This window comes from Pseudomonas veronii (genome assembly GCF_001439695.1).
Taxonomy (GTDB): domain Bacteria; phylum Pseudomonadota; class Gammaproteobacteria; order Pseudomonadales; family Pseudomonadaceae; genus Aquipseudomonas; species Aquipseudomonas veronii.
Window position 1 is genome coordinate 33,514 of record NZ_JYLL01000038.1, and the last position, 26,587, is coordinate 60,100.

The 26,587-nt window shown below is 54.5% G+C and carries 30 protein-coding genes and 1 pseudogene; 12 read left to right on the forward strand and 19 right to left on the reverse strand.

Annotation, left to right across the window (positions count from 1 at the left end; all coding sequences use genetic code 11):
- Positions 1-137: 137 nt before the first annotated feature.
- From TU80_RS33765 to TU80_RS28090, 3 genes are all read right to left on the reverse strand, one after another.
- Positions 138-266, reverse strand: coding sequence for a hypothetical protein (locus TU80_RS33765; RefSeq protein WP_258537024.1), 129 nt, complete (start codon positions 264-266; stop codon positions 138-140).
- 90 nt (positions 267-356) lie between these two features.
- Positions 357-1,004, reverse strand: coding sequence for a hypothetical protein (locus tag TU80_RS28085; protein WP_057005884.1), 648 nt, complete (start codon positions 1,002-1,004; stop codon positions 357-359).
- Positions 1,005-1,016: 12 nt separating this feature from the next.
- Positions 1,017-1,754 carry a HupE/UreJ family protein gene (locus TU80_RS28090; RefSeq protein ID WP_057005885.1) on the reverse strand — a complete coding sequence of 246 codons (738 nt, stop codon included), beginning with the start codon at positions 1,752-1,754 and terminating at the stop codon, positions 1,017-1,019.
- A 513-nt stretch (positions 1,755-2,267) separates the two neighbouring features.
- On the opposite strand from TU80_RS28090, the gene TU80_RS32225 reads away from it, so the two are divergent.
- From TU80_RS32225 to TU80_RS28110, 4 genes are read left to right on the forward strand one after another with little or no spacing between them, the layout of a single operon-like run.
- Entirely contained in the window at positions 2,268-2,567 is a 300-nt protein-coding gene (locus tag TU80_RS32225) for a metal-sensing transcriptional repressor (RefSeq protein WP_032894820.1), read from the forward strand.
- 7 nt (positions 2,568-2,574) lie between these two features.
- Positions 2,575-3,711 (forward strand): nickel/cobalt efflux protein RcnA, encoded by a 1,137-nt coding sequence (locus TU80_RS28100; RefSeq protein WP_046482256.1) that lies wholly within the window; start codon positions 2,575-2,577, stop codon positions 3,709-3,711.
- A 12-nt stretch (positions 3,712-3,723) separates the two neighbouring features.
- On the forward strand, positions 3,724-4,161 hold the full coding sequence (locus TU80_RS28105; protein ID WP_046482254.1) for a YqaA family protein: 438 nt from the start codon (positions 3,724-3,726) through the stop codon (positions 4,159-4,161).
- Positions 4,158-4,901, forward strand: coding sequence for a TraX family protein (locus TU80_RS28110; RefSeq protein WP_046482252.1), 744 nt, complete (start codon positions 4,158-4,160; stop codon positions 4,899-4,901). The genes TU80_RS28105 and TU80_RS28110 overlap by 4 nt, the downstream gene beginning before the upstream one ends.
- Before the next feature lie 366 nt (positions 4,902-5,267).
- Here the strand turns inward: TU80_RS28110 and TU80_RS28115 are convergent, their stop codons facing one another.
- Positions 5,268-6,053, reverse strand: coding sequence for a substrate-binding domain-containing protein (locus TU80_RS28115; protein WP_046482250.1), 786 nt, complete (start codon positions 6,051-6,053; stop codon positions 5,268-5,270).
- Positions 6,054-6,265: 212 nt separating this feature from the next.
- On the opposite strand from TU80_RS28115, the gene TU80_RS28120 reads away from it, so the two are divergent.
- The 3 genes from TU80_RS28120 to TU80_RS28130 all read left to right on the forward strand — a co-directional run bounded on the left by TU80_RS28120 (position 6,266) and on the right by TU80_RS28130 (position 9,635).
- A complete protein-coding gene (locus tag TU80_RS28120; protein ID WP_046482248.1) occupies positions 6,266-6,943 on the forward strand; it encodes a response regulator transcription factor in 678 nt (225 codons plus the stop codon).
- A complete protein-coding gene (locus tag TU80_RS28125) occupies positions 6,921-8,330 on the forward strand; it encodes a sensor histidine kinase (RefSeq protein ID WP_046482245.1) in 1,410 nt (469 codons plus the stop codon). The genes TU80_RS28120 and TU80_RS28125 overlap by 23 nt, the downstream gene beginning before the upstream one ends.
- Before the next feature lie 84 nt (positions 8,331-8,414).
- Positions 8,415-9,635: a D-alanyl-D-alanine carboxypeptidase family protein gene (locus TU80_RS28130; RefSeq protein WP_234427168.1), complete on the forward strand. Its 1,221-nt coding sequence runs from the start codon at positions 8,415-8,417 to the stop codon at positions 9,633-9,635.
- A gap of 97 nt (positions 9,636-9,732) precedes the next feature.
- Here TU80_RS28130 and TU80_RS33830 read toward each other — a convergent pair whose 3' ends face one another.
- From TU80_RS33830 to TU80_RS28175, 9 genes are all read right to left on the reverse strand, one after another.
- The gene (locus TU80_RS33830; protein WP_346243054.1) at positions 9,733-10,143 is read right to left on the reverse strand and encodes a CrcB family protein; all 411 of its coding nucleotides are present in this window, start codon (positions 10,141-10,143) and stop codon (positions 9,733-9,735) included.
- A gap of 64 nt (positions 10,144-10,207) precedes the next feature.
- On the reverse strand, positions 10,208-10,987 hold the full coding sequence (pstB, locus tag TU80_RS28140; RefSeq protein WP_057005889.1) for a phosphate ABC transporter ATP-binding protein PstB: 780 nt from the start codon (positions 10,985-10,987) through the stop codon (positions 10,208-10,210).
- Positions 10,987-11,859, reverse strand: coding sequence for a phosphate ABC transporter permease PstA (pstA, locus tag TU80_RS28145; protein WP_057005890.1), 873 nt, complete (start codon positions 11,857-11,859; stop codon positions 10,987-10,989). The genes pstB and pstA overlap by 1 nt, the downstream gene beginning before the upstream one ends.
- Positions 11,856-12,851 carry a phosphate ABC transporter permease subunit PstC gene (pstC, locus tag TU80_RS28150; RefSeq protein ID WP_057005900.1) on the reverse strand — a complete coding sequence of 332 codons (996 nt, stop codon included), beginning with the start codon at positions 12,849-12,851 and terminating at the stop codon, positions 11,856-11,858. Before pstC ends, pstA begins: the two co-directional genes overlap by 4 nt.
- Before the next feature lie 73 nt (positions 12,852-12,924).
- A complete protein-coding gene (gene pstS, locus TU80_RS28155) occupies positions 12,925-13,941 on the reverse strand; it encodes a phosphate ABC transporter substrate-binding protein PstS (protein WP_082118724.1) in 1,017 nt (338 codons plus the stop codon).
- 255 nt (positions 13,942-14,196) lie between these two features.
- A complete protein-coding gene (locus TU80_RS28160) occupies positions 14,197-14,562 on the reverse strand; it encodes a YidH family protein (protein WP_046482237.1) in 366 nt (121 codons plus the stop codon).
- 98 nt (positions 14,563-14,660) lie between these two features.
- Positions 14,661-15,080: a DUF6691 family protein gene (locus TU80_RS28165; protein WP_057005901.1), complete on the reverse strand. Its 420-nt coding sequence runs from the start codon at positions 15,078-15,080 to the stop codon at positions 14,661-14,663.
- Between the two features lie 2 nt (positions 15,081-15,082).
- The gene (locus TU80_RS28170) at positions 15,083-15,517 is read right to left on the reverse strand and encodes a YeeE/YedE family protein (RefSeq protein ID WP_057005891.1); all 435 of its coding nucleotides are present in this window, start codon (positions 15,515-15,517) and stop codon (positions 15,083-15,085) included.
- Entirely contained in the window at positions 15,514-15,840 is a 327-nt protein-coding gene (locus TU80_RS28175; protein ID WP_057005892.1) for an ArsR/SmtB family transcription factor, read from the reverse strand. The genes TU80_RS28170 and TU80_RS28175 overlap by 4 nt, the downstream gene beginning before the upstream one ends.
- A 130-nt stretch (positions 15,841-15,970) precedes the next feature.
- Between TU80_RS28175 and TU80_RS32230 the strand changes: the two genes are divergently transcribed.
- Positions 15,971-16,351, forward strand: coding sequence for a rhodanese-like domain-containing protein (locus TU80_RS32230; protein ID WP_082643907.1), 381 nt, complete (start codon positions 15,971-15,973; stop codon positions 16,349-16,351).
- A 95-nt stretch (positions 16,352-16,446) separates the two neighbouring features.
- Here TU80_RS32230 and TU80_RS28180 read toward each other — a convergent pair whose 3' ends face one another.
- Positions 16,447-17,298 carry a universal stress protein gene (locus TU80_RS28180; protein ID WP_057005893.1) on the reverse strand — a complete coding sequence of 284 codons (852 nt, stop codon included), beginning with the start codon at positions 17,296-17,298 and terminating at the stop codon, positions 16,447-16,449.
- Between the two features lie 11 nt (positions 17,299-17,309).
- Positions 17,310-18,797 (reverse strand): SulP family inorganic anion transporter, encoded by a 1,488-nt coding sequence (locus tag TU80_RS28185; RefSeq protein WP_057005894.1) that lies wholly within the window; start codon positions 18,795-18,797, stop codon positions 17,310-17,312.
- A 427-nt stretch (positions 18,798-19,224) separates the two neighbouring features.
- Here TU80_RS28185 and TU80_RS28190 point away from each other — a divergent pair, with 427 nt between their 5' ends.
- Positions 19,225-19,581, forward strand: a complete 357-nt coding sequence (locus tag TU80_RS28190) for a hypothetical protein (protein WP_234427167.1) — start codon at positions 19,225-19,227, stop codon at positions 19,579-19,581.
- Between the two features lie 26 nt (positions 19,582-19,607).
- On the opposite strand, the pseudogene tnpC reads toward TU80_RS28190, so the two are convergent.
- From tnpC to tnpA, 3 genes and pseudogenes are all read right to left on the reverse strand, one after another.
- Positions 19,608-21,176 (reverse strand): annotated as a pseudogene (gene tnpC, locus TU80_RS28195) (IS66 family transposase).
- A gap of 81 nt (positions 21,177-21,257) precedes the next feature.
- Entirely contained in the window at positions 21,258-21,593 is a 336-nt protein-coding gene (gene tnpB / locus TU80_RS28200; protein ID WP_057005895.1) for an IS66 family insertion sequence element accessory protein TnpB, read from the reverse strand.
- Complete coding sequence (tnpA, locus tag TU80_RS33835; RefSeq protein WP_306109636.1) at positions 21,590-22,216, reverse strand: IS66-like element accessory protein TnpA; 627 nt, start codon at positions 22,214-22,216, stop codon at positions 21,590-21,592. The genes tnpB and tnpA overlap by 4 nt, the downstream gene beginning before the upstream one ends.
- 132 nt (positions 22,217-22,348) lie before the next feature.
- Here tnpA and pmrG point away from each other — a divergent pair, with 132 nt between their 5' ends.
- Complete coding sequence (gene pmrG / locus TU80_RS28205) at positions 22,349-23,035, forward strand: lipopolysaccharide core heptose(II)-phosphate phosphatase PmrG (RefSeq protein WP_057005896.1); 687 nt, start codon at positions 22,349-22,351, stop codon at positions 23,033-23,035.
- Positions 23,036-23,673: 638 nt separating this feature from the next.
- On the opposite strand, the gene TU80_RS32855 is transcribed toward pmrG, so the two are convergent.
- The gene (locus TU80_RS32855; protein ID WP_134939716.1) at positions 23,674-23,823 is read right to left on the reverse strand and encodes a response regulator; all 150 of its coding nucleotides are present in this window, start codon (positions 23,821-23,823) and stop codon (positions 23,674-23,676) included.
- 149 nt (positions 23,824-23,972) lie between these two features.
- Here TU80_RS32855 and arnT point away from each other — a divergent pair, with 149 nt between their 5' ends.
- Together arnT and TU80_RS32860 are read left to right on the forward strand one after the other, a co-directional pair.
- The gene (gene arnT / locus TU80_RS28210; RefSeq protein WP_057005897.1) at positions 23,973-25,616 is read left to right on the forward strand and encodes a lipid IV(A) 4-amino-4-deoxy-L-arabinosyltransferase; all 1,644 of its coding nucleotides are present in this window, start codon (positions 23,973-23,975) and stop codon (positions 25,614-25,616) included.
- Between the two features lie 411 nt (positions 25,617-26,027).
- A complete protein-coding gene (locus TU80_RS32860; protein ID WP_057005898.1) occupies positions 26,028-26,177 on the forward strand; it encodes a transposase in 150 nt (49 codons plus the stop codon).
- Positions 26,178-26,587 lie beyond the last annotated feature (410 nt).

Here is a 26,587-nt window from a genome sequence, read left to right on the forward strand (position 1 = left end):
CGTCGACGAGTAGTCCCTCTGGCTCAACGTGGCCGGTTTAACTCCCTGGATTGGACAACCCAAGAAGTGCCGGCCACGCCGATCCAAATGCCAGCCCTTCAATAACCTCGCAAATTTAGCTTTATCTTTGCAGGGTTTTACTCGTGTGAGTGGCCGTGTTCAGCACTTTCGGCGGTATGAAGTTTTTCGCCACCATCGCATGCCGCCATCAGGCCAAGGAAGCAGATCAGGAGCATCGAACGGATCAGGGTCGTTTGAGTTTTCACGGGAGCACTCTTCAAAAAATGGATAAAGAAATTTCCGTGGTTAGGCTGAACGCTGCCTTTCGACAGCAGAACAGCCATCGCCGCATAGGATTACTGTTTGACGCTCAAGTAATCGCCGGTGGCTTTCAGTGAAATGGTCACGTCACTGTTGCTGCGGTTACGCCAAAACCAGCCATGAGTACCGTCAAAAATCGCGGTAAATTCTCCCTGGTTATCTTTGACTTGTTTGCCTTTACCATAACTGTGGAAATAGCCTTTTTTAGCGTTGTAGGGCTCGCCATGGGTCTCGTAGTTCACTGGCCCGCCAACCGCTGTCCATTCATAGCTGACAGTCCTGCCCTTCAGGACTTCCAGTTTGATTTCTTTCCCTTCACCAGGCTTGAGCATGACGGTGATTTGATTGGTCTTCAGAGCAGAGGTAGGTATCGCCACTGGCGGAGCAACGGGTTTCGCAACAGGTTGGACTTGCGCAACCTGCTGCGCCGGAGCCGGAGCTGAAGGGGCTTGTTGAGGTGGCGCTGTATCCGCCAAAGCCTCTTGGGCAAGGATGATCTTCAATTCGCCCATCTGGGTCAGCCCGAGTGCTCGACCCAAACCTGTAGGATCAATGGCGTATTCCGAAGGCATTACGACCGTTACCAGAAGACCGGCAGCAACCAGTATTGCAATGACAGTCGAACGTAACAGTTTGCGAGTGCTGGGCAATTCATTAACAGTTGGAAGCGGAGTATTGAACATGGTCAGAATTCCTTACGCAGAGACAAATAGGCCAGTCAGCTGGTAACCCATCAGCAGGAAACCGGCACTCATCATGGCGACGTTGGCGGTATAGGCGTGGCGCCAGAAACTGCCGGTGCGCCGCCAATACCCCATCAGAATGAGAATCGCGCTGAGGGCCAGCAATTGGCCGATCTCGACGCCGACGTTGAAGGCGATCAGGTTGGGAATCAGGCCATCAGGCGAGATCTCGTACTCCTGAATCTTGGTGGCTAGACCGAAACCATGGAGCAGGCCGAAGATTAGCGTGGCCACCTTGGTGTTGGGTTGGAAGCCGAACCAGCGCTGGAATGCACCCAAGTTATCGAGCGCCTTGTACACCACAGAGAAACCAATGATGGCGTCGATGATGTAGGAGCTGATGCTGATCTCGGTCAGCACGCCCAGCAGCAGCGTAACCGAGTGGCCTACAGCGAATAGCGTGACGTAGAGCCCCACGTCTTTCAGGCGGTAGAGGAAGAAGATCACCCCGAACAGAAACAGCAGGTGGTCGTACCCCGTCATCATGTGCTTGGCGCCCATGTAGATGAAGGGCAGCAACATGACGCCGGAACTTTCCTGGATGAAGCCCTTGTCACCTTCCGCGACGGCATGAGCCATCGCCTCGGGCATCCCGAGGAAAAGTGCAGCGACAAGTAAAAACAACAGCAGTAGTGGGCGGTGCGATGGCGCAGTGAATGCGACAACGCCACTCATTGAGTGCGAATGCATAGATCAATCCTACGTTGCAGGGATCAAAGGCCGCAGTGCGGCCATGGTCAGGATGCGAACGAAGGACGGGGCGGACGCTCGATCAAGAAAATCGGCGGACGAGGAACGGAATATCTGCGCGCATCAACTCGTATGGACAGCTTTGGCTGTGCAGCCAAACTCAACGCGGACGTGAGCTGTGGCGTTTCGTGCTGATGGTCAGGGGTCAACGGCGAGTGGTAATGATCCGAGTAGCTCGCGCTCGACATCTCTGCCTGCTGCTCATGGGAGTGATGTGCGTCTTGCGCAATCTCCCAGGCTGGCTGTTTCGATGTCACCGACAACGTATAGGTGTGCCCGGCCCAAGCCACAAACATGGCGAGAGCAAGTGCGATTACCACCGTCATTGTCAGTGTTTTGCTGAACATAGTGTTCGGGTTTCAACTCGTTTTGTAGGGCTTTGATTCGTTTGACCGTATCCCCCTAGGGGGGATACGATGCCAGCGTAATTCATTGAGGCCTGAGGCTCAAGTCATGAGTGAGCACGAACACGAACACAGCCATCCCCACACCCACCAAAGTCATGAGGCGATCATCAAGCGCCTCAAACGAGCGGACGGCCATTTACGCGGCATCATCACCATGATCGAAGAGGGTCGTGAGTGCGTGGACATTGCTCAGCAGTTGCATGCAGTTGAGAAAGCCGTATGTCAGGCAAAACGAACGCTCATCCAAGATCACATTGATCACTGCCTTGAGGACACCGTTTCGGCGCTGGGCAATGGAGAGCGTGCACCGCTGGAAGCTTTCAAACAAATCACCAAGTACCTTTAGGTCTGATATGCCCAACTTCGCTGAACTCTTGCAACAGGGTGGTTCGCACGCCTGGCTGTACTTCCCGAGCGCCATTCTGCTCGGTGCTTTACATGGGCTTGAACCGGGCCATTCAAAAACCATGATGGCGGCTTTCATCGTGGCCATCCGTGGCTCGGTAAAACAGGCCGTATTGCTGGGGCTGGCTGCAACGCTATCGCACACCGCCGTAGTGTGGCTGGTCGCCATCGGCGGCATGTATCTGGGCAAAGGCCTGGACGCTCAAACCACTGAGCCATACTTCCAGCTAGCATCCTCTGCCCTGATCATCGTAATTGCGCTGTGGATGCTTTGGCGTACATGGCGCGGTGAGCAGATGTTCAAGTTCGAGCAAGGTGATGATCACCACCATGGCGAGCATGACCACGGCCATCATGATGAAACCCACCGAATCGATACTGGCCATGGTCGTGTTGAGCTGTCGATCTTCGAAGACGGTGTGCCACCGCACTGGCGCATGAAGACATTGACCGGGCACGCTTGGGCAGCCTCAGATGTTCGTCTGATGACTACCCGTCCGGACGGCAGCACCCAGTCGTTCACCTTCGTCGAGCGCGAGGGCTTCCTGGAATCGGCAGTCGATATCCCCGAGCCTCATGAGTTCAGTGCTCGCTTGAGTCTTGGGCACGCGGGGCACTCCCATGATTATGACTTGGACTACCAGGAGCATAATCACGGCCATGTGCATTCCGAACTGGAAGGCCTGGAGTTGTCGATTGACGGCTATCAGGATGCACACGAACGTGCTCATGCTAACGATATCCGTAAACGCTTCACTAACCGCGAAGTCACCACCGGCCAAATCATCATGTTCGGTCTGACTGGTGGTTTGATTCCTTGTCCGGCTGCTATCACCGTTCTGTTGCTATGTCTTCAGGTCAAAGAGGTCGCCTTGGGTGGCGTGCTAGTCCTGTGTTTTAGCATTGGTCTGGCACTCACACTGGTAACCGTCGGTGCTGCAGCCGCGATTGGCGCCAAGCAGGCGTCCAACCGTTGGCCGTGGTTCGGCACCGTTGCGCGTCGTGCGCCCTACCTCTCCAGTGTCCTGATCATCGGTGTTGGTCTCTACGTGGGCTTCCATGGCTGGATCGGCTTGAACGCTTGAGGCGACTCTTTCGTGTTTGAACTCACCAGCTACGTTGGTCTATTCCTGGCGGCATTCGGTGCCGCCACGGTATTGCCAATGCAGTCTGAAGCCGTGCTGGTCGGAATGTTGCTCTCCGACCGGTACGTCGTATCTACGCTCTTGGCGGTCGCCACTTTTGGCAACGTTCTTGGCTCCGCACTGAACTGGTTTGTGGGCCGTTCTGTTGAGCGATTCCGCCACAAGCGCTGGTTCCCCTTGAGCGAGAGCAAGTTAGAAAAAGCCCAGCACTCCTATATGCGCAGCGGGCGCTGGTCACTGTTGCTGAGCTGGGTGCCCATCATTGGCGATCCGCTGACGGTCGTCGCCGGAGTCATGCGCGAACCATTTTGGAGTTTCCTACTGATCGTCACCCTGGCCAAGGGCGTGCGTTATCTCGTGCTTACCGCAGTCACATTGGGATGGACATGACGACGGCTAATACAACCCCGCATCCTTCACTCAAGAACCGAAGCATTAGCCTGGATCTGATCAAGTGGCTGGCGATGCTGACCATGGTTATCGATCACTTGCGCTTGGTGTGGCCGGAGATGAGCAATCTGTTTATTCTGGGACGACTGTCTTTTCCGCTGTTCTGTGTCGCCATTGCGGCCAACGTGGCGCGCTCCAAACCGGGCGAATTGCTGACGGCGACGAATGGTCGATACCTTGCGTTGATGCTGTTGTTTGCTGCCATTTCAGAAGTGCCTTATCGCTACATCAGCACCTCGGGATCATTCAACGTGTTGGTTACCCTGGCATTAGGGCTATTGATTGCGTGGGGATTGCAATATCGCACCTTGTTGAGCGGCGCTACGGCGTTGATGGCCGCCGCAGTTGCCTACGTGCTGGATGATCCACTGATGTATGGCTTCTACGGAGCACTCCTTCCATCGGCGGTCTTGTTAGCGATCAAGAGCCCCGGTGTTCTTTGGTTGCTGCCAGCGGCTCTATGCCTGTTGAGCAATACCCGCAGCAGCATCGTGACCAGGGCGATGGACTTGGAAATCTATTCATTGTTGGCTTTGAGCTCCGCGTTCGCGGCTCCCCTGATCGGGCTCTGGCTTCTTCGTCAGACTTTCACCTTCAAGGTCTGGCCGGTCGGGCAATGGGGCTACTGGTTCTATCCGGGGCACCTTGCTGCTTTGCAAGCTCTCCGGCTTCTGACCTGAGGGAGGTCAAATCATATAGTGGGAGCCTGGTGCTTATTAGTAATCGATGGTAGAAATTGCATTGAGCAACAGAAGTATAAGTAAGCGAGAAATACTCGCCAACGCCGACAGGGGCTAGTAAAAATGGACGCATACCAGCGCCGCCGACGCATCCAATTCTGGTTGGGCTCATTCCCAGTGTTAGTAGGCTTTACCATTCTAGTTCTTGCCTTGATTCTGTCTGACAGAGGGGCCACGTTAAGCCCTCAAGAACTTGATGGCTTAAGCTTGAGTCGGCAAACGAAATCGCCTCCTCAAATAACCGACCATAAAGCAACTACAATCCTGGCGGTGGCCCAATAGAGAGCACACAGCTCCTAGCAGGGTTCATCGAACAGGTGTTAATCCGCCTAGCTTCATGGCACTCCTAGCGGCCTCTGAACTGAGGAACTTTAATAGCGTGGCAGCCTCCTCTTGCTGCACGCTGCCTGTGGTGATGGCCGCTGAGTACATTGTCATTTTCTGAACCTGATCGGGGATAAGCCCAATCACATCGATGCCTTCAATGTGCATCAGCTCACTCAATTGTTGGAAGCCTATCTCCGCTTCGCCACGGGCTACTGCTTCTGCGACAGGCTTCGCGGAAATCGTTTTGGTCTTGATCCTCAACCTTTCTGAGATGTGCATTTGAGGGAAGAGAATACGTGACAGGTATGTTCCGCTGGGCGTATCCGATAGAGCCAGAGACTTTGCGTTGAGCAACGTCTTTTTGAAGTTCTTCATGGTGCTTATATCGGGCTTTTTAGCGCCTTTGCGGACGGCCATGGCAATGAACGACTTGGCAAGCTCAATTCGACTCGTTTTTTGCAAATGGCCTTGATCTATAAGCTTTCGCAGCTCCCAGTCCTCCATGATTACAACATCTGCTTTTTGACCGCTCTCCAACAGATTTTCGATTGCCGTTGGCGTATTGCCGGTGGGCGGGGATTCTTTAATTACCAGGCTGATTCCTGTCGTTTTTTCATAAAGGGGGGCTATGGATTGAATCGCCGCGATGAAGCCTCCTGTCGTAAAGAGGGTAAGCGTTTTGGTGGGAGTGGCATCCTGTGCCTCAATGCCATCTGCAAATAGAAACAAGCAAGCCAATGCGAGCCTCGATAAGGTCTTCGTCATGACGGGATATCCTGAATCGAGTGTAGAGATGAGATTTAGCAGTGGGGGCGCGAAAAAATAGGCACCTTTCAAGCAAAGACGAAATTAAGGATGGTTAAGAAATATTTAGTTTACCGCCCGATGCACCCTACCTAGGCTGCACTGATCTTTAAAGCCTACGGCGCTTGGAGCTCGCTCGAGCTTTAGGTTTGCAATCGTTGTGTGGAGTAAAAATGAATCGCGCGCTGGTGATAGAGGACGATGAGGTTACAGCCAAGGCTATTGTTAACACGCTGACCTCCCATGGATTCGAAGTTCTATGGACGGCGAACGGTCGTGATGGATTATCAGCGGCCATTTCTGGCGGGCATGATGTGATAACACTTGACCGGATGCTGCCTGATTTTGATGGTTTGACGATAATCAGTACGCTGCGAAGCCTCGGTATTCAGACGCCAGTCTTGATGATCAGCGCATTGTCAGATGTCGATGAGCGGGTCAAAGGGCTTCGTTCAGGGGGCGACGACTACCTGACCAAACCGTTCTCTACGGTTGAAATGATCGCCAGGGTGGAGGTGCTGCTGAGGCGCCCGCTTGCCGGTGTGAGTGAGCGCCTACTGAGCGTCGGCAACCTCCATATTGATCTTATTGAGCAGTCACTCAGTCGCGAGGGCGTGCAGATCCCACTTCTCCCAACCGAGTTCAAACTGCTCACTTATTTCATGCGCAACGCGGGTCAGCTGGTTACTAGAACCATGCTTTTCCAGGCAGTTTGGGGATATCACTTCGATCCAGGCACGAACATTATTGATGTCCATATCGGTCGCCTGCGTAAAAAAATCGAGGGTGGAAATTCACCCGTTATTCAAACCATACGCGGTTCTGGTTATGTTCTTGCCTCCCAGGAATGAGCGTTGGCGTTCCTCCAATAGCCGCCTTCTTGGGCTCTACGCCTTGTTTTTTATCGCTTGGGGAGCCGTTTTTACAGGTGTGCTTTATTGGAAAATATCAACCTATCTCGGAGCTGTTGCCGAGCGGACATTGATGCAGCGAGCCCACTATTACCAAAAAATTGATGATGCCAGCCTAAAAGACGAGTTGGCCGCTAGTGAGGTGTATTCGACGTCGGGGATCGACGCCTACGGCTTATTTGAAGCTGACGGCACCCATATCGCCGGCGACCTGCTTCGTTTGCGAGCAAGTCTGCCAGGTGACGGCCAGGTACATTATCTCGAGAGAGGATTGAGCATTGCATTGCCACGAGAGCAAACCCGAAGCAGTCATGCACTGATGCAGCATCGTGACGATGGTCGAATTTTGATCCTGTCGCGCGATGGGGGCTCTATCTCCGCAGTCGGCGGTATTATCGAGCAAGCATTATTTTGGGGGTTTTCTCTTACCCTTATCCCTGGGCTGATCGGTTGGTGGCTCCTGAGGCGAAGGCCCCTACGCAGGGTACAGCGACTCCAAAGCTGCACTGAAAGTATCGTATCGGGCAATCTCGGCGAACGACTTCCGCTGTCTCCACGCCGCGATGAGCTCGACATGTTGGCCAATGCTGTCAACGTCATGCTCGAGCATATAGAGCAGCTTATGCATGAGGTTAAGGGGGCGTGTGACGGTATTGCGCACGATCTGCGTACACCCCTGACTCGCCTGCGTGCCCATCTTGACCAGCTACAGCAGTTACCCCTGGATAGCTCTCATGCAGAGACCTTGAACATGGCACTGGAAGAAAGCGAATCCATCATGTTGCGCTTCCAAGGGCTGCTGCGAATATCTGAACTTGAAGATACGAGGAGAAGGTCAGGATTTGAATCTTTTCAACCTGCGGCCCTAATAACGCAGGCGCACGAATTTTTCGAACCGTTGGCACAGGAACAGGGGCTAACACTGCTCCTTGAGATTTCAGCGGATCTTCCGGCTTTATCGGGTGATGTTTCTCTTCTGTTCGAGGCGTTGGTTAATCTTTTGGATAACGCCATCAAATTTACTCCCGAGGGTGGTGTCATTCACTTTAGGGGCTATCTGGCGGGTAACTCGCTCAATATCGAGGTCTCTGATAATGGCCCTGGAATCCCTGAGGAAGAACGTGAAAGCGTGATTCGCAGGCTTTATCGCGTCGACTCTACTCGCCAGCAACCTGGACATGGGTTGGGGCTTTCTCTGGTATCGGCAATCGTTCGGTTGCATGGATTCGTATTGAGCATCCAAGAGTCACCGCGTGGTTGCGGAGCCACGGTGTCGATTATCTGTCCTTTGCCAGAGGTGAAAGCATCCCTTGCCGCGCCAAGTTAAATTTATTTTAACCTGGGTTAATTTGAGCGATCACAAGTCCTAACTTAGTTTGGCGCGTCTTTCTGCTATCCGAGGCGGGCACTTGTGAAACACCCTAAATTGCGGCTTACACTCATTCTTGTGTGTTCTTTTTTGACACCAGCTTGGGCGGCTCCAGTATCAACCCCAAGTCCTGCGTCACCTACCCCGAGAGCGATGATCCCCGCAGCACCGCAACTGAGCGCAAAATCCTGGGTGCTTATGGATGCAGCGACCGGTACGGTTATAGATAGCCAAAACGCTGATATGCGCTTGCCCCCAGCCAGCCTGACCAAATTGATGACCGTTTATGTCGCTACCAATGAGATACAGGCTGGGCGCCTCAAGGTCGACGACCCGGTCACTGTCAGTGAGAATGCCTGGAGAACGGGCGGTTCTAGAATGTTTCTTGATCCGGGCGCCGTTGTGCCTGTGCGAGACCTACTGCGCGGCGTGGTGATCGACTCTGGCAATGACGCCAGTGTGGCGCTATCTGAGCATATCGCGGGTAGCGAAGATGCGTTTGCTGGGTTGATGAATGTCACAGCTAATAAACTTGGGCTGACTGACACCCACTTTGTGAACCCTACAGGCTTGCCGGCACCTGAACACTATTCTTCAGCTCATGATATGGCTCGGCTTGCACGGGCGATCATCACCGATGAGTCAGCTTACTACTCGTTGTACGCGCACAAATATTTCACCTGGAACAACATTCGCCAACCCAATCGGAATCTTCTCCTTTGGCGCGATCCGAGTGTTGACGGCCTCAAGACTGGCCATACTGAGGAAGCCGGATACTGCATGGTGACTTCTGCTGTTCGTGATGGGCGGCGCCTAATCAGTGCAGTATTTGGCTCGACCACGATGAACAGTCGTGCGGAAGATGCTCAAAAGATCCTGAGCTATGGCTTTCGCAATTTTGAGACGAATACCTATCAGAAAGGCGGAAAAATTTTAGCTCAACCGCGACTTTGGAAAGGCGACAAGGACGTAATCGCTGTTGGCTTGCGCGATGATGTGACACTCACGCTACCCAAGAATAGTGGTCGCAAGGTAGAAACGCGCCTACACATTAATAACGCTCTACAAGCTCCTATTGCTGTCGGCGATGTAGTCGGGAGTTTTGAGCTGTATGACGGTGTAAATAAACTTACTACCCGATCACTCATAGCGTTAGAAGCGGGAGAAGCAGGTGGTTGGTGGGTGCGTACCTGGGACACACTTCATCTTTTTTTTGCAGGATTGTTTGATGTGAAGGACGACACGGGAGAGGCAAAGGCCTGAATCTGGACGGATGATATCCAGCCGTGATTCACCTCACTGACAATCTCAAATGATGCCCACTGATCTGACTTGGCAGGGACGAAAACATCCAGTTGAGTCAGCATCCTCGATGCCCAAGGACATTTGCTTCGATGTCGTCTACCCACTGGAATGTGAGCGCTCCTAACGCAGTCATGGCAAACAACGCTATGACATGAAGCGAGATAGCCCCAATTGCAGGAATAAACCGTTCTTTGTGGCTTAACGTAGCCGATCCTGCCGAGGCTAGCGAGAAGACCGCGAGCCCTATGCAAAAGCTTGTGATGATCGCAAGGTGCCAACGAGGAAAGAGCAGCGGCGAATCCGCCCAAAAGCCGATGGTCAGGCCAATGAAGTACCCCCCGACTAAATTCGCTACGAGCGCTCCTGCGGGCATGCTAGGAAACAAAGCCTTGAGCTTCGACCCCAAAATACTGCGTAGCCACCCTCCAAACGATGCGCTTATGGCGATGGCCACTAATGTTCTCACCAAGCTGACGAACTCCTTGCCGCTCTAGGGGCTGAGAGCTTATGTACTGAAGGAAAGGGATTGGTTATCCAAAGCGACCTGTAATGTAGTCTTCCGTCTGCTTCATTTTTGGTTTGGTGAAGATGGTATCGGTCACATCATGCTCAATCAATTCGCCCATAAACATAAAGGCGGTGTAGTCCGAAACCCGAGCCGCTTGCTGCATGTTGTGGGTCACGATGATGACGGTATATTGCTCTTTCAACTCAGTAATCAACTGCTCTATGCGCCCGGTTGAGATTGGGTCAAGTGCGGAAGTCGGCTCATCCAGAAGTAATACTTGGGGGCGCAGCGCGATGGTGCGAGCGATACACAGGCGCTGTTGCTGACCACCCGACAGGCTTTGTGCGCTTTGTTTGAGCTTGTCCTTTACCTCGTCCCAAAGCGCTGCACCATTGAGGGCTTGCTCTACGCGGGCATCCATCTCATACCGGGAGAGTTGTTCATGGTGGCGCACGGCGTAGGCAACGTTGTCGTAAATGGACATCGGAAACGGCACTGGCTTCTGAAATACCATGCCGATATGGCTACGTAGCCGGTTCATCGAGTAATCCGGCGCGAGAATATTCTCTCCGTTAAGCAGCACCTCGCCGCGCGCCTCCTGCTTCGGGTACATGGCGTAGATGCGGTTGAATACCCGCAGTAACGTCGACTTCCCGCAACCTGAAGGGCCAATGATCGCAGTGATGCGTTTCTCTGGAATATCCATATCGATGGACTTAAGAGAGCGCTGGCTGTTGTAAAAAAACTCCAGGCCACGAACGCGAATTTTTGTTCTTTCGTCGGCAAGGTCACGGCTATTCATCAGGTCAACCTATTGCGTAAAAGGATCAAGCGGGACAGTAAGCTGAGTACCAGTACAAACAAGGTCAGCACCAATGCGCCAGCCCAGGCTAGGGAGTGCCAGTCATCGAATGGGCTCATGGCGTACTGGAAAACCACTACGGGCACGCTGGCAATCGGTTTCAGAAGATTGCTGCTCCAGAACTGGTTGCCGAACGCTGTAAACAGCAGCGGCGCTGTTTCACCAGTGATTCTGGCCAGTGCGAGAAGCACCCCGGTCACCACGCCTGCTTTTGCAGCTCGCAGTACGATTTGCAGAGTCAGTTTCCATTGCGGGACGCCTAACGCCAGTGCGGCTTCCCGCATGGTTGAGGGTTGCAGTTGAAGCATCTCGTCAGTGGTTCTCACCACCACTGGAATCACCAATAGCGCCAGTGCCAGAGCGCCGGCGATAGCGGAGAAGCCGACTTGGTGGTTAGTCAGTATGTTCAACGGCAGGATGACGCCGGTGTAAATGAACAGACCCAGCACAATGGACGGTGCCGAAAGCAGAATGTCGTTAATAAAGCGGACTGTGTTGCCCAGGCGCGAGTGTCGTGCGAACTCCGCTAGCCAGATTCCCGCCATCAAGCCAATGGGCGTACCGATGAGCAGGGCGATAGCGGACATCAGGGCACTGCCATAGAACGCATTTGCCAGTCCACCTTCCGTACCGGGCGGCGGTGTCATCTGTGTAAAGAGACGAAGATTGAGCGCCTGGAATCCGTTTATTACCGTAGTCAACAGAATCCAGACCAACCAAATGAGGCCGAAGGCTGTGGCGCCACAACTGAGTACCATTGCTAGCCGATTCTTGAAGGCTCGGATTTGGTAGAGACGTTCGTTACCAGTCATAGACCCTCCTTGCGTGACAGCCGCATCAGTAGGAGTCGTGCTAACGCCAAGACAATAAAGGTGACGACAAACAGCAGGAAACCCAGCGCGATGAGCGCGGAGCGATGCAGGTCGGTATAGGCTTCGCTGAACTCGTTGGCAATGACTGACGCGATGGAACTGCTTGGCATCAGCAAGGAGGCGGAGAACTGTTGAGCATTACCCAGCACGAAAGTCACCGCCATGGTCTCGCCCAATGCCCGTCCGAGCCCTAGAAAAATGCCCCCGACAACCGCAGATCGCGTGTAAGGCAGGACAATGTCCCAGACCACTTCCCAAGTAGTGCTACCTAACGCGTAAGCAGACTCCTTTAGGGTTGTGGGAACACTACGGAACACCTCATGCATGACAGAGGTGATGAAGGGCATGATCATGATTGCCAGCACAATGCCCGCTGTCAGCATGCCAATTCCTAATGGCGGCCCCTGAAACAGCGAACCGACCAAAGGAAGTTCACCCAGATAGTCATTGATCCAGGGCGATAGATGCTCTGCCATGAACGGGCCGAAAACGAACAGCCCCCACATGCCATAGATAATCGATGGGATTCCCGCAAGTAATTCAACCGCCGAGGCGACGGGCATCCGCAGCCAAGGCGGTGCTACTTCAGTAAGGAAAATCGCAATGCCAAAGCTGACGGGAACGGCAATCAGCAACGCCAGAAAAGAGGTCACCAAGGTGCCGTAAATCGGCACCAATGCACCGAAGTGATTGTTGACGGCATCCCACTCAGTGCTTGTCAGAAAGTCTAGGCCAAAAGTCTTGAGCGCAAGACTACCGCCCCAAAGTGTCGAGGCGGCGATGCTCGCCAGTAGCAAAAGCACCAGCATTGCCGCGCCCAGCATTGAACGCTTGAACCAGAGATCATGACGCTGATCGCGAGCCGCACGCTTATCACTCGTAACGTCGCCAACGTGGAGGGTCATGGTCAAAGGTTGGACTGTGTCGTTCATCATACGTCTACTCACAAACAAACCCCTTCGCCAGGCAAAACTTGCTTGAGGAAGGGGTTTGAGTGTTGCTGAATCAATGGGCGAAGTCAGACTTCCAGTAACCTTCGATACGCTTCACCAGAGAGTCAGGCAGGGCTACATAGTCCAGCGCCGAGGCCTGTTGCTGGCCTTTCTCCAACGACCATTTGAAGAAGTTGAAGGCAGCTTGGCTTTGCTCGGCATTCTTCGGCTGTTTGTACATGATGATCCAAGTGGTCGCCGTGATCGGCCATGCGCTATCGCCAGGCGCGTTGGTCATGATCAGGTTGAAGTCTTTGGCGTTAGCCCAGTCCGCAGTGTCGGCAGCCGCTTGGAAGGCTTTGGCATTGGGCTGAATGAATTTCCCGGCGGCGTTCTTCAGTTGCGCGTGCGTCATTTTATTTTGCAGGGCATAGGCGTACTCAACATAACCGATTGAGTTTTTGATCTGCTTCACGTAGGCCGAGACACCTTCGTTGCCTTTACCACCCACACCAACCGGCCAAGGCACAGTCGTGCCGAAACCGATTTTCGATTTCCAGCCATCACTCACTTTGGAGAGGTAGTTGGTGAAGTTGTATGAGGTGCCAGAGCCGTCAGAACGGTGGACGACGGTGATTTTACTGTCTGGCAGTTTCATGCCCTGGTTCAGGGCGACGATGGCCGGATCGTTCCAGACTGTAATCTCACCCAAGAAGATTTTCGCCAAGGTCTCACCATCGAGCTTCAATTGGCCCGGCGCTACACCCTCAATGTTCATCACCGGCACGATGCCGCCAATCACACTGGGAAATTGGCCTAGGCCACCGGCCTTGAGATCATCGGCAGACAACGGTGCGTCAGACGCACCAAAATCTACTGTTGCCGCTTTGATCTGAGCGATACCGCCACCCGATCCAATCGACTGGTAATTGATACGGTTGCTGGAGCTTTTGCTGTAGTCCTGCGACCACTTGGACAAAACCGGATAGACAAAGCTGGAGCCCGCACCGGTAACATCGGTCGCATGAGCAAGGCCACTCATGCAGAGGGAAGCCAGTAAGACAGACAGGCTTTTTTTAGTCAGCAACATCACGACAACACCTCAATGAAAGGAGTTAAGTGGAGGTATCCACCTATCGGAGAAGTGACGATTTAATTCTTTAAATATTTCTATCCGATGACAGTTTCGGCATTTTCAGAAATATTTTGAAATACGTGTGAATCGAGAACCTTCACTCGTTTGCTCGTTGAAAATGCTCGTCTGCATCGGTGTAAAGCCCTGGGGCTGCCGTTTACCCTCTTATGCGGAGGGCGATGTCGGGAGCCGAACGAAGGTCTGTCTTGCTTACATAATGGACAAATACGCAACGAGCAAAACGCCCAGGATTGCCGTGATGACATTGATGCCAGGGCCAGCATTGACGCTGTAGCCAAGGGGGATCTCAACAGGCTTGAGGGTCTTTACCACCTTTTTGTACTGCCAGGATGACCAACAGGCAACCGATGAGCCCAGCATTAGAAAAGCGAGTCCGATCCAGAAAGAAAAATGTTTTCCTGGAGCGCTCAAAACACCTGGCTTGAGCATTTGCAGCAGTAGTCCGAATCGTTCAATTACAAAGCCAAACGCCATCAGCGAAAGGCTGGTTCGGTTCCAGGCCAGCAAGGTTCGCTCAGCAGCAAAGAAGACTCGTGGATCGTTCAGGTCTGACATCAAATACCCCTTGGCTCTCAATAGGTGAAATCGATCTGGTCAGCGTGTGTAGACGTCTGACCGTGCTTCAGTCATTCGCTTTCATGGCTATCACCTAATCAGGCCGTGCGCCGACGTTCTAATAGAGAGAACAAGTACATACCCGCCAACATGGCCAATACGAATATGATGATTTTCCCGTGCCCCGTAAGCAGAATAGCGACCGCTGGCCCAGGGCAGATCCCCGCAATTCCCCAACCGATACCAAACACCAGGCTGCCGCCAATCAAGCGGGCATCCAACTCCCGTTTCATCGGTAACTGCATGGGGGCACCAAGCAACGATTGCTTGTTCTTGCGCGCCCAATTCAAGGGGATAGCCGCCACTGCGATAGCTCCTCCCATCACCAGGGCGAGTGACGGATCCCAGGCCCCGGCCACATCAAGAAATGCCAACACCTTGGCGGGGTTCGCCATACCTGCCAGAAGAAGCCCGAAGCCGAAGATCAGTCCTGCAAAAAATGCGCTCAGCTTGATCATTTTCATGCTCCCACCACATGACGAATGGCGTACACCGTTGCAAAACCGGCGAACATAAAGCACATCGTTGCAGTGATCGAGCGGGCTGACAGTCGAGAGATCCCACAAACGCCATGACCGCTTGTACAGCCGGAGCCGTAACGGGTGCCCACGCCTACGAGCAGCCCCGCAATAATCAGAGCGGGCCACTCAGCCTTGATCTCGATCTCCGGTAATAAGGTGAACGCTCCCCACAACAACGGAGCAATCACTAGGCCAAGAAGAAACAGCGCCTTCTCGCTCCAGCCTTCACTGCCAAATTGCATCACGCTTCCAATCAGCCCACTGATGCCTGCGATGCGACCATTTGCGAGAACGAACAAGCTAGCCGCCAGACCTATCAAGGCCCCTCCGCCTACGGAAGTCCAAGGCGTAAAGTTGATCCAATCAATGCTCATTTTGCATCTCCTGCACAGAAGTGCTGATAAAGGACATGGATCACCGCAAGCGCGGCAGAGCTGCTGATTCGGTAATAGACTTGCTTTCCCGCGCGTCGCGTTTCCACCATGCTCTTGCTACGTAGCACCGCGAGTTGTTGAGACAACGTAGGTTGCTGAATGCCCGACAAGGCCTCTAAATCGGTCACATTTAACTCACCCTGCGACAGTTGGCAGAGAAGGAGCAATCGATCAGGGTTCGCCAGCACTTTCAGTAGCTGGCCAGCAGCTTCAGCGCTAGCTCGCAGTTGCTGGATATCGAGTTCATTTTCAGGGCGTTGCATAACTGCCGACTCATTTAGAATTTATATAATATATATATTTACATAATGAATGCCTAGGGCCATGGTGTCGAGGCGGGTGCAGCCCGCATCCTGAATTGAAAAACTCGACGCAAATGAGATTAAATCTTAAATGAAAAGCTCACATGATCTTGTGACAGAAGCTAAATTACACATCAGAGAAATAGACCTTGGCTCAGCAGATGCTGCAGTAGAGGAAGCTGATCTACTGATCGATGTACGGGAGCCAGATGAGTACAGCGCTGGCCATATCCCTGGCGCAGTAAACATTCCACGTGGGATTTTGGAGTTCAGGCTTAGCAGCACGCCAGAACTCGCTATCCGAGACTTAAAGATAATTCTTTATTGCAAAACGAGCGGAAGAGCTGCTCTTTCTGCCTTAGCTCTGGGTGAGATGGGCTACGTCAATGTGTCTTCTATCGCTGGAGGCTTTGATGCTTGGGTAGCAGAGGCTAAGGCAGTAGCTACGCCAAGCCTCCCTGCGTTTGAATAAGTGAGTCTCGGTTTTTGGTACTGCACTTCGTTTGGCATCCACTGAGTCGCACCTGTATTTGTTAGATGCGACCCAATTCGTGTACTTGCAGCTACTCAACGAAGCAACAGTATCGGCATGGTGGCTGTGCTGAGCATCATCGTCGTTGTACTGCCTACCAGAAATTGTCTAATGCGCGAGTGGCCGTAGGCCCCCATGACGAGAAGATCAATTCCCTGCTCCGCCTGATAAGCGTGCAGAGCCTCGTCCACTTCTCCATGCAGGATCTGGGCGTGGATGACAAAGCCAGCAGTAAGGAGCGTGCTCCTCGCTTTCTCCAGCGACTCTCGGTTGCCTTCCGAATCAGCACCAACCATAACGAGATGAATCGGTAGGTTTGCGCAAAGCGGACTAGCGGCAAGCAGATCAACGGTTTTGTGTGCTGTGCGGCTACCGTCAAACGCGAGCATCACCTTTTGTGGCATTTTATAGCTGCTTGCGGTTATCAAAATTGGACGGTGAATTGTGCGTACAATAGCTTCAATTTGGCTGCCAAGGCTGTGCACTCCACGTTTGCTGTCTTCACCCACTCGCCCAATGACCAGCAGTCGAATATCGTCCTGAAGATCGATCAGACTTTCTATCAAGTGTCCGTGGCGCTGCTTTAACTCAGGAAAAGCTGCGCCGGCTATGACCGTCCGCTCCCTGGACTTCTCGAGCATGTGTTGACCTTGCTCCAGAGCGAGCCTGGCACGCTGAGCATCTAGAGTAGCCAGCTCCTCCAGTAGATGCTCTCGACTTCCGAGACCAATATTTCCGCTCAGGTTTGCTGATGCAGGGTATTTCTCCTCATCCAATACATGCAGCAAGGTAAGAGGCGCGCTAAGTCGTTGCGACGCCCATGCTGAGTAGTCGCAGACCGCCAGCGAGGATTGTGAGTTATCAATGCATGCCATTACGTGGGTCATTGTCGGTCTCCTTAGTGGCTCATGAGCTTATCGATGGCGTCAGGTTTGTCATGCACGCCAAAGCGGTCAACGATAGTGGCACTGGCTTCATTCAGACCGAGCACTTCAACCTCGGCGCCTTCGCGACGGAACTTGATAACCACCTTGTCCAGCGCTGCAACCGAGGTGATATCCCAGAAATGGGCTTGGGTCAGCTCGATAGTGACCTTCTTGAGTGCCTCCTTGAAGTCGAAGACATTGGTGAATTTGTCTGCGGAGCTGAAGAACACCTGGCCCACAACACGGTAAGTCCGGTGCGATTCAGTCTCCTCAAGACTGCTTGTGATATCCAGGTAGTGCCCGACTTTGTTCGCAAAGAACAGCGATGCCAGCAGCACCCCAACCAACACACCATAGGCCAGGTTATGCGTTGCCACGACCACCACAACAGTTGCCACCATGACGATGTTGGTCGACAACGGGTGCGCTTTCAGATTTCGCAGCGAGTCCCAACTGAAGGTGCCGATGGACACCATGATCATTACGGCAACCAATGCCGCCATCGGGATTTTGGAGAGCCATTCGCCCAAGAACACGACCATCAGCAGCAAGAAGATGCCTGCGCATAAAGTTGAAAGGCGAGTTCGACCGCCAGACTTCACGTTGATGATCGACTGTCCAATCATGGCGCAGCCGGCCATGCCACCGAGCATCCCTGCTGCAATGTTGGCAACGCCTTGGCCCTTGCACTCGCGGTTTTTGTTACTGGTGGTATCGGTCAGATCATCAACGATGGTCGCTGTCATCATGGACTCCAGTAGGCCCACAACTGCGAGCGCTGCTGAATACGGGAAAATGATGCGCAAGGTTTCAAGGTTCATCGGGACTTCAGGCCACAGGAAAATAGGCAGTGTGTCCGGTAGCTGACCCATGTCTCCAACGGTGCGGATATCCAGCCCCAAGTAAATCGCGATAGCAGTCAGGGTCAGGATGCACACAAGTGGCGAGGGAATCAGCTTGCCGATCTTCGGTACATATGGAAACAGGTAGATGATTCCGAGACCTGCTGCGGTCATGGCGTAGACGTGCCAGGTGACGTTGGTCAATTCAGGCAACTGCGCCATGAAAATCAGAATCGCCAAGGCGTTAACAAAACCCGTGACCACAGAGCGAGAGACGAAGCGCATCAGCGAACCTAGCTTCAGGTAACCCGCGAGTATCTGGAGTACCCCACAGAGCAGCGTTGCTGCCAGCAGATACTGAAGCCCGTGATCTTTCACCAAGGTGACCATGAGCAGTGCCATCGCTCCGGTCGCCGCCGAGATCATGCCAGGGCGACCGCCGACGAATGCGATAACTGCGCAGATACAGAAGGAGGCGTAGAGGCCGACCTTGGGGTCGACGCCGGCGATGATGGAAAAGGCGATGGCTTCGGGGATCAGCGCTAGTGCGACCACGATCCCCGCGAGCACATCTCCACGAACGTTGGAGAACCACGTTTTTTTGAGTGATTGCAACATCAGAATATCCAAGGCAATGCACCGCACGTACACCAAGCGAATGGCGAGCGCGTCGATACGAATTCAAATTTTGAGGATTATTTGACTGTGTGCTTTGGGTGTAAGAACCGGGCATACAGCAGTACGCACCGCGAGCGAAAACAGGCCGGTGCGAGGTGTTGCGAGGGGGCGTAGCGCTAAGGCGGCGTAGGCTGCCAGTAGATCGTTCGGAGTACAGTCATGCTGGTGTTCCTGTAGCTCAAGCGCGGGGCTGAGCAATAAGTATACAGTTGAGTTATCGCCGATTGCCACCCGCCGACTCAGTTTGGTTGGTTTCCTAGGACTCGCCCTGATCGGACTAGATTGAGCAGTCGAGGAGAATATGACATCGTCACTGCCAACCTTACTGAGCTACCCAAGCTGCTCCCTGCCTTGGAAGCATTCGCGGATGACTGAACCCGATAATTGCAACGAGCCCCTGCAGGCGGCATTGATTCAGGAGGAAATCCTAAAGATTCTGAAAGACGCCAAGGTGCTGGCGCGCAGATTCTACCGCCTAACCGGCAAGCCGCTGGGCGTCACCGGCGAGGTCGCAGAGTACGAAGCTGCTACTCGACTCGGCCTGTTGCTACATCCTGCAAGGCAGGCAGGTTACGACGCTACAGAGGCGCTGGAAGATGGTGTCGCGAGAATCCAGATCAAGGGTCGCTGTATCCTGAACCCGCAAAAGATTACGGGACGTATGGGTGCAATCGATCTACGACAACCCTTCGATACGGTGCTCTTGGTGCTGCTTGATTCGTAAGCGTACGGGCAAACCGTCTTGCACGACTAAGCCGGACGCCACCTATGCGGTAGCAACTCTGCAATCTCACTTGCTCGCTGCGTAGGCATGCGCGTCAGCACATCCTTCAGGTAGGCATAGGGATCGTGCCCATTGTTCCGGGCCGACTGGATCAAACTCATGATCGCAGCGGCGCGTTTGCCGCTGCGTAGCGACCCAGCAAAGAGCCAGTTCTTGCGCCCCAGCGCCCAAGGCCGTATCTGGTTCTCACACCATTTATTATCAATAGGTACGGCCCCGTCATCGAGGTAGCGCGACAGCGCCGTCCAGCGTTTCAAGCTGTAATCCAAGGCTTTGCCAATGGCCGAACCGTTATGCACGATGTCGCGCTGGGCAACCATCCAGGCATGCAACGCATCCATCACGGGTACCGCCTTTTCCTGCCGTATTCGGCGGCGTATGTCCGGTTCCAGTTCCTTGATTTCCCCCTCGATCTCGTACAGCACCTGCATGTAACGCAACGCTTGTTCAGCCAGCGTGCTCTTCTGGGTCGCATGCAGTTCGAAGAACTTGCGCCGGGCATGAGCCATGCAGCCGATTTCAGTCACGCCGAGTTCGAAGCTGGCCTTGTAACCGCCGAAATCATCGCAGACCAGCTTGCCTTTCCAGTCTTGCAGGAAGTTATGCGCATGCTCGCCGGCCCGGCTGAGGCTGAAGTCGTAAACGACAGCCGAGGTTTCGCAAAACGGGCTGGTGGCGTAAGCCCAAACGTAGGAACGATGGGTTTTCTTGGTGCCCGGCATGAGCATTTGCACCGGCGTTTCATCAACGTGAACGACCGGCTGTTCAAGCACCACTTCGCGCAGCGCATCGACCAGTGGCTGCAACTGCACGCCACAGGCGCCAACCTATTGGGCGAGGGTCGAACGCGGGATAACCAGGCCGGCGCGGCCAAACATGGCTTCCTGGCGATACAGCGGCAGATGGTCAGCAAACTTCGCAATCATGACGTGGGCCAACAAGCCCGCAGTCGGGATGCCCTTGTCGATCACCTGCGCTGGCACCGGGGCCTGGATCAGTGTTTCGCAACTGTCGCAGACCCACTTGCCACGGATATGGCGCTCCACGGTGAACACGCCAGGTGTGTAATCGAGCTTCTCGCTGACATCTTCACCGATGCGTTTGAGCGCGCAGCCACAGGCACACTCCGTGTTGTCCGGCTCGTGATGGATCAGCGTGCGGGGAAACTCAGGCGGCAAGGCGCGACGCTTGGGTTTCTGCTTTTCCTGGGTCGGTGCCGGAGTAACTTGCAGCGACTCCAGTTCCGCTTCAATGGCAGCGATATCGGTATCGATCAGATCGTCGAGCAAACTGGCCTGTTCCGGGCTCATTTGTTCGCTGCGTTTGGCGAACTTGAAACGCTTGAGTTGGGCGATCTCGTGGCTGAGTTTTTCGATCAACGTTTTGTCGTTATGGATCTTCTTGTCCATGACCTGGACGGTCTTGCCCATCGTTTCAACTTGCTCGTCGAGCGCCGAGACGCGTTGCAGCAACTGCGCCGCGAGTGCACGCAGTTGTTCGGGGTTCAGTTGGTCGAGGTCGGGGATCGAAGTCATGTCGCCGATCTTGCCAGATCAGCGTAAACAGGACGACAGGCTGATCGGACAATTGCGCTGCCGGATGGGGCATGGCTCGGTTCAGAGGATGGAAATGGCGTTTGCGGGGCCAACTCTCTGCCATGGCAAGCCCAGTATCAAGGCGTGTAGCTGTTCGGTGCTCAGCTCCATTTGTGAACCGTGGCGCGTGCCAGGCCAAGCGAATTTGCCCTGGTGGAGCCGACGTGCCGCCAACCAGATGCCCAACCCATCGTGCACCAGGACTTTCATGCGGGTGGCGCGGCGGTTGGCGAACAGATAAGCGCAGTGCGGCTGCGCCGCACCGAACACTGAAATCACGCGGGCCATGGCGGTGTCGGTGCCGGCGCGCATGTCCATCGGCTCGGTGGCGAGCCAGATGGTATCGATGCGGATCATCGCAGCAGATCTCGCAGAAAGGTGGCACAGGCTGCGGCGTTTTCGGTTGGCCAGCTCACTTTGACGGTGCCGCATGGGTGCGGGATTTCGAGACAAATAGTCGACGACACGGCTTGTGAATTTACTCCGGCTAGCTGCAAGGGCAGCGGAATGAACGCAGGCTGCAGAGCCATGGTTTTCTGCGCTTGGACTCGAATCCATTTATGGACGAGGTTTGCGTTAAGGCTGTGGCTCAGCGCAACGCTGGCAATCGAGGCCCCTGGCTGGGCGCACTCTTGAATGACCTGAGCCTTGAAGGATTTGGAATAGGAACGGCGTTGTGACTGCATGAAAGACCCGCTTAAAAGGCTAGAAATGGTGTCCACTTTCAGGTGGACACCATCACCTTTGGCGTTGGGGTCAGGAAGGTGTGTTGGCCGGACGCATACGCCCCAATCTCTATAATCGCCGACCTTTAATTTTATGGACCTCCGGCCCCCCCCCCCGGTTACATGAGGCCGGATGTTGGAGGAGGATGGCAACGAGGCTGGGACGTTAGTGCAGATGGCCAAGATTTCGTCGTATGCAGGGGCGAGTAAGAGGCTCTGAATGCTTGACTCTGGTCGCCCCAAAGCGTGACGCATACTTCTGTTTTTTCACGTTGTTTTCACCGTTTTAATACACAGCCATCTCTACATTCCCGCAGTATCTATGGTGCCGCGAAAAGGCGAGCTCCTGACTAGTACCGCTGTTCCTACCTCTGCAGGAGTGATGATATGGCTAGCATCCAGATGGGTGATGCTACAGCAGGCAAAGTGAACAATCGTACCGTGCGCTTGAGCAGGAAAAATATCGCATTTGGCTTAGCTGCCATTGCCGCATTGACTGCTGCCACATGGTATTTCCTTGCGCCCCGCGTGCCGGATCTGGGTGATGGAAATAACTTTGTACAGTCCGGCCTTAACGGACAGTGGATGGAGGGAAATGTCATAGTGATGGTTAGGCATGCCGAGCGCTGTGATCGTTCAAGCAATCCCTGCTTCGGGCCCCCCAACGGCATCACGGTCAATGGCCAGCAGCAGGCGTTGGCTGTCGCTAAGGGTTTGCAGAAGTTGGGTCTTGATAACGCTACCCTCATCTCCAGCCCGAAGACGCGTACCCAGCAGACAGCCGATCTCATCGCGGGCAATACCGCGACCTCACAGAAGTGGGTTGGCGAGTGCGACGCAGGCTTCAGGAATGCCGCGATGGCTTACAAGAAACCTAAGGAAAACCTGGTGCTGATTACTCACAGCGGTTGCATCGATCACTTCGAACGCACGATGCGGGTGCCTGCAGGTCAGCGATCCAGCGATTACGCCGAGGCATTTTTCATAGCTGCCGATGGTGCTAATGCGCCGAGGATCCTGGGCTCTCTGGGTTTTACACAGTGGAAGACAGTGATGGGCGAATCGTCGAAATGATGCGGCGCGTCACGCAGAGCACTATCGCTGGCTCGTCTGAAATCCACCAATATCCGCTTCATCCATAAGAGAGACTAGAGGAATAATCCACCAAAGTTCGCGTCACTCGCGCCGCTACCACTATTGGGAGAGCTAAATGAGGTGGGGAGTCTTCCCAAGAAGCTCATTTTTCCTGTCTTCAGTCAATTTGCCTAATCTCGTCCTCATTCTTGGGACAATGGCCACCCATCGTTCTTTCATGGCAGCAGGTCCTGCGGTCGACGCACTGTCTGATTGTCATTTCAGCGCCCATTCCCTAGTTATTCAACGGGAGGTTTCTGTGAGCTGTCACTGTGAGTTTCAGCCGCACCGAGCTCTAAACCTGGCAACAGGTAAATCGACCCAATAAGCGAAACCGGGGCAGGGAATTGCTCTGTTGTAAGTCCTATTAGGCAAAACACCCGGCTGCTCTGCTGGTCAACTGGCGCAGGATTGATGTGCACGACGTAAGCGCCAACGTGCAGCGCAACGATCTACTCGGCAAAGGAAATATGGCAATTTCATAACAGTCCCTCAGTCTCAACTAAGTTTCGCTATGTATCTTTTCCTCTGCGCAAGTTCAGTGCAGCTCACCTCAGGAGAAGCTACCTACACATGGATCACGAAAAAGCCGGATGGCTCAACAAAGTACCCGATGTGAGCGCCCCATCGCCGTCTATCGCCAGATCGACGATCCAGCCGGCTTCCTGCAAGCTGCGTTGCACGGTCTTGCCCAGCAGGGAGTTGTCTTCGACCGTCCGCGCTTTCATGCGTACTTCCCTAGATCTTCCCCATCCGAATTGCGCCAGTTCCAACGTATCACTCCGTTTGTTCGCCGGCACAGCATTTTAAGGAGACCCACCGCATGTCTTCGACCACCTCGATAACACCCCCCACAGTAGTCACTAGGCCAGCCGGGATGGTGACGCTGCCCGCGCTGGCCTATCCGGCGCTGTTCATCGCCTTCGCCCTATTCTTCGTTCTGCCTCTGGGCTTCCACGGCCTCTGGGTGCCGGATGAAACGCGCTATGCACAGGCGGCCCAGGAGATGCTGAACACGGACAACTGGGTGGTGCCGCACTTCATGGGGCTGCGTTATTTCGAGAAACCCATAGGAGGCTATTGGCTGATCGCGATCGCCCAGGCGCTATTCGGCGACAACCTCTTCGGTACGCGCATAGCCTCGGCGCTGACCACCGGTGCTACCGTGCTGCTGGTGTTCCTGCTGACTCGCCGGCTGTGGAGCGACCCACTCAAGACCTGGACCGCTTGTCTGCTTTACATGACCTTCGGCCTCGCCGCCGGGCAGGCCGGGTACTCCAACATCGACCCGCAATTGGCGCTTTGGACCACCCTCAGCCTGGCCTCGGCCTGGCTCGGCATGGAAGGCCGCAGCGCTCGGGAGCGCTGGCTAGGTTGGGCTCTGCTCGGCGCGGCCTGTGCCATCGGATTCATGACCAAGGGCTTCCTCGCCTGGTTACTGCCGGTGATCGTGGTGGTGCCTTACGCCGTGCTTCACGGGCGCTGGCGGGAGCTGCTCAAGGGCGGGCCGCTGGCGGTGCTGATCGCGGTGCTGATCAGTCTGCCGTGGGTGCTGGCGGTCAATCAGCGGGAGCCGGACTTCTGGAACTTCTTCTTCTGGAACGAGCACATCCGCCGCTTCACCAGCAACCATGCGCAGCACACGGCGCCGTTCTGGTTCTTCATCCCCATCCTGCTTGCTGGCAGCTTGCCCTGGACGCTGTTGGTGATACCCGCCCTCAAGCGTACCTGGGCGGAGCGGCGCGAGCGCCATAGCGGGTTTCTCGCGCTTTGGTTCGCTATGCCATTCCTGTTCTTCAGCCTCAGCAAGGGCAAGCTGCCGACCTACATCCTGCCATGCTTCGCGCCACTCGCGCTGCTCATGGCCAACACCCTGGTAGACAAGCTGCGCCAGAAGGACCTGCGTCTGCTGCGCGGTAACGGGCTGCTCAACCTGGCTCTAGGAGGTTTGTCGCTGCTGGGGCTGATCGGTCTCGAACTAACTCACCCTGTGTTTTCCGGCTACCCCGCGCGCTTGGCCAGCGCGGCGCTGGTCTGCATGGTCTGGGCGCTGTGCGGTGCGATCCAGTGGAAGCGCGCCAGCCAGCACTGGTACGCACCGGCCCTGGCGATCTGGGTACTGATCGCAGTGCTGCCGGCATCCATGCCGCAGACCATCGTCGATAACAAGATGCCTGACCAGTTCATCGCCGAGCACCTGGACCCGCTGCAGGGCGCGCGCAGCCTGCTGAGCAACGACCTGGGTGCAGCTTCGGCCTTGGCGTGGCGTCTGAACCGCAGTGACGTGACGCTGCTCAATGTTGATGGAGAGTTGCGCTACGGCCTTGGGTACGCGGATGCACAAGATCGACGCGTTCTGTCGAAAGACGTTGGTGACTGGCTAAGTAAGCAGATGAAGCTAGGACCCGTAGGGATTGTGCTGAAAGCCCCCGACATGCATGGCGACCAGCTTCCGTCTTGGCTTCCCGATGGAGCGAAGGTGTTTCGAGAGAACAACCTCCTAATTGTGATCACTCGCTAGCTTTATCAGGCGACTTTTCACGCATCGAGAGATTCGTCCGGTAAAGGCCTGGAATTTCCAATGCCCGCCAAGTGCATACAGGGCTCTCCGGTGCGTTATGGATTACGGTGTGTGGAAATAGCGACGTCAACGCTGCACTCGTGAGGAGGGGGGCAGCACTCCAGTGGCATCTTTTTCGTGTAGTTGCATTTCCTCCCAATTTTCACAGCAGCTGTATCCAAGCTTTCGATGGCCGCACCGGTAAGTTTGTGCCCTTGCCAAAAACTCTACCCTCCGCGCGGGTTCGTACTAAGTCGTGCTTTGACCCACATAGATGACTCCTGAAATACAGCACCCGCGTGGCACCATCAAAGTGAACTGGCCGATCGGAAGCGCTGTCGCCTGTGCCACTTTTCTGCGAGATCTGTTGGTATGATTGGAGTTGAAGCCATCTGGCTTTCCATCGAGCCTATGGACATGCGCGCCGGTACCGAGATCGCGCTGGCCAGATTGATCGCAGTGTTCGGTGTCGTGAAGCCGCACTGTGCATACCCCTTCGTTAATCGCCGTGCCAACGAATGAAGTTCTTGGTGCATGACGGTGTGGCAACGAAGCCCACGTGGATAATGACCCGGTGCCAACCTCTGCATGAGCTACGTCTGCAGGGCCTCCCGACTCATCTATTTTTGTGAACATAGACCGACGTCAGACGGTCGCGGTAGGGGGGGCAGGTAACCACCGTCCCTGCCGCGGCCCTTGAAAATACACCTAAAAGGGACTAGATATAAAAACGCTACCCTTTGAGATTCCGAACATGAAATCCACATTAGCCGCAGAGCTTCGCCAAATCGCCAAGAACGCTCCATGTAGTGGTCTAATGAAACCGGACACCCATTTAGGCGAGAATGCTCGCCAGATCGAGGTGTCAGATGACCAAACAACGCCGCTCCTTTACTCCTGAATTCAAGCGCGAGGCTGCCGACCTTGTGCTC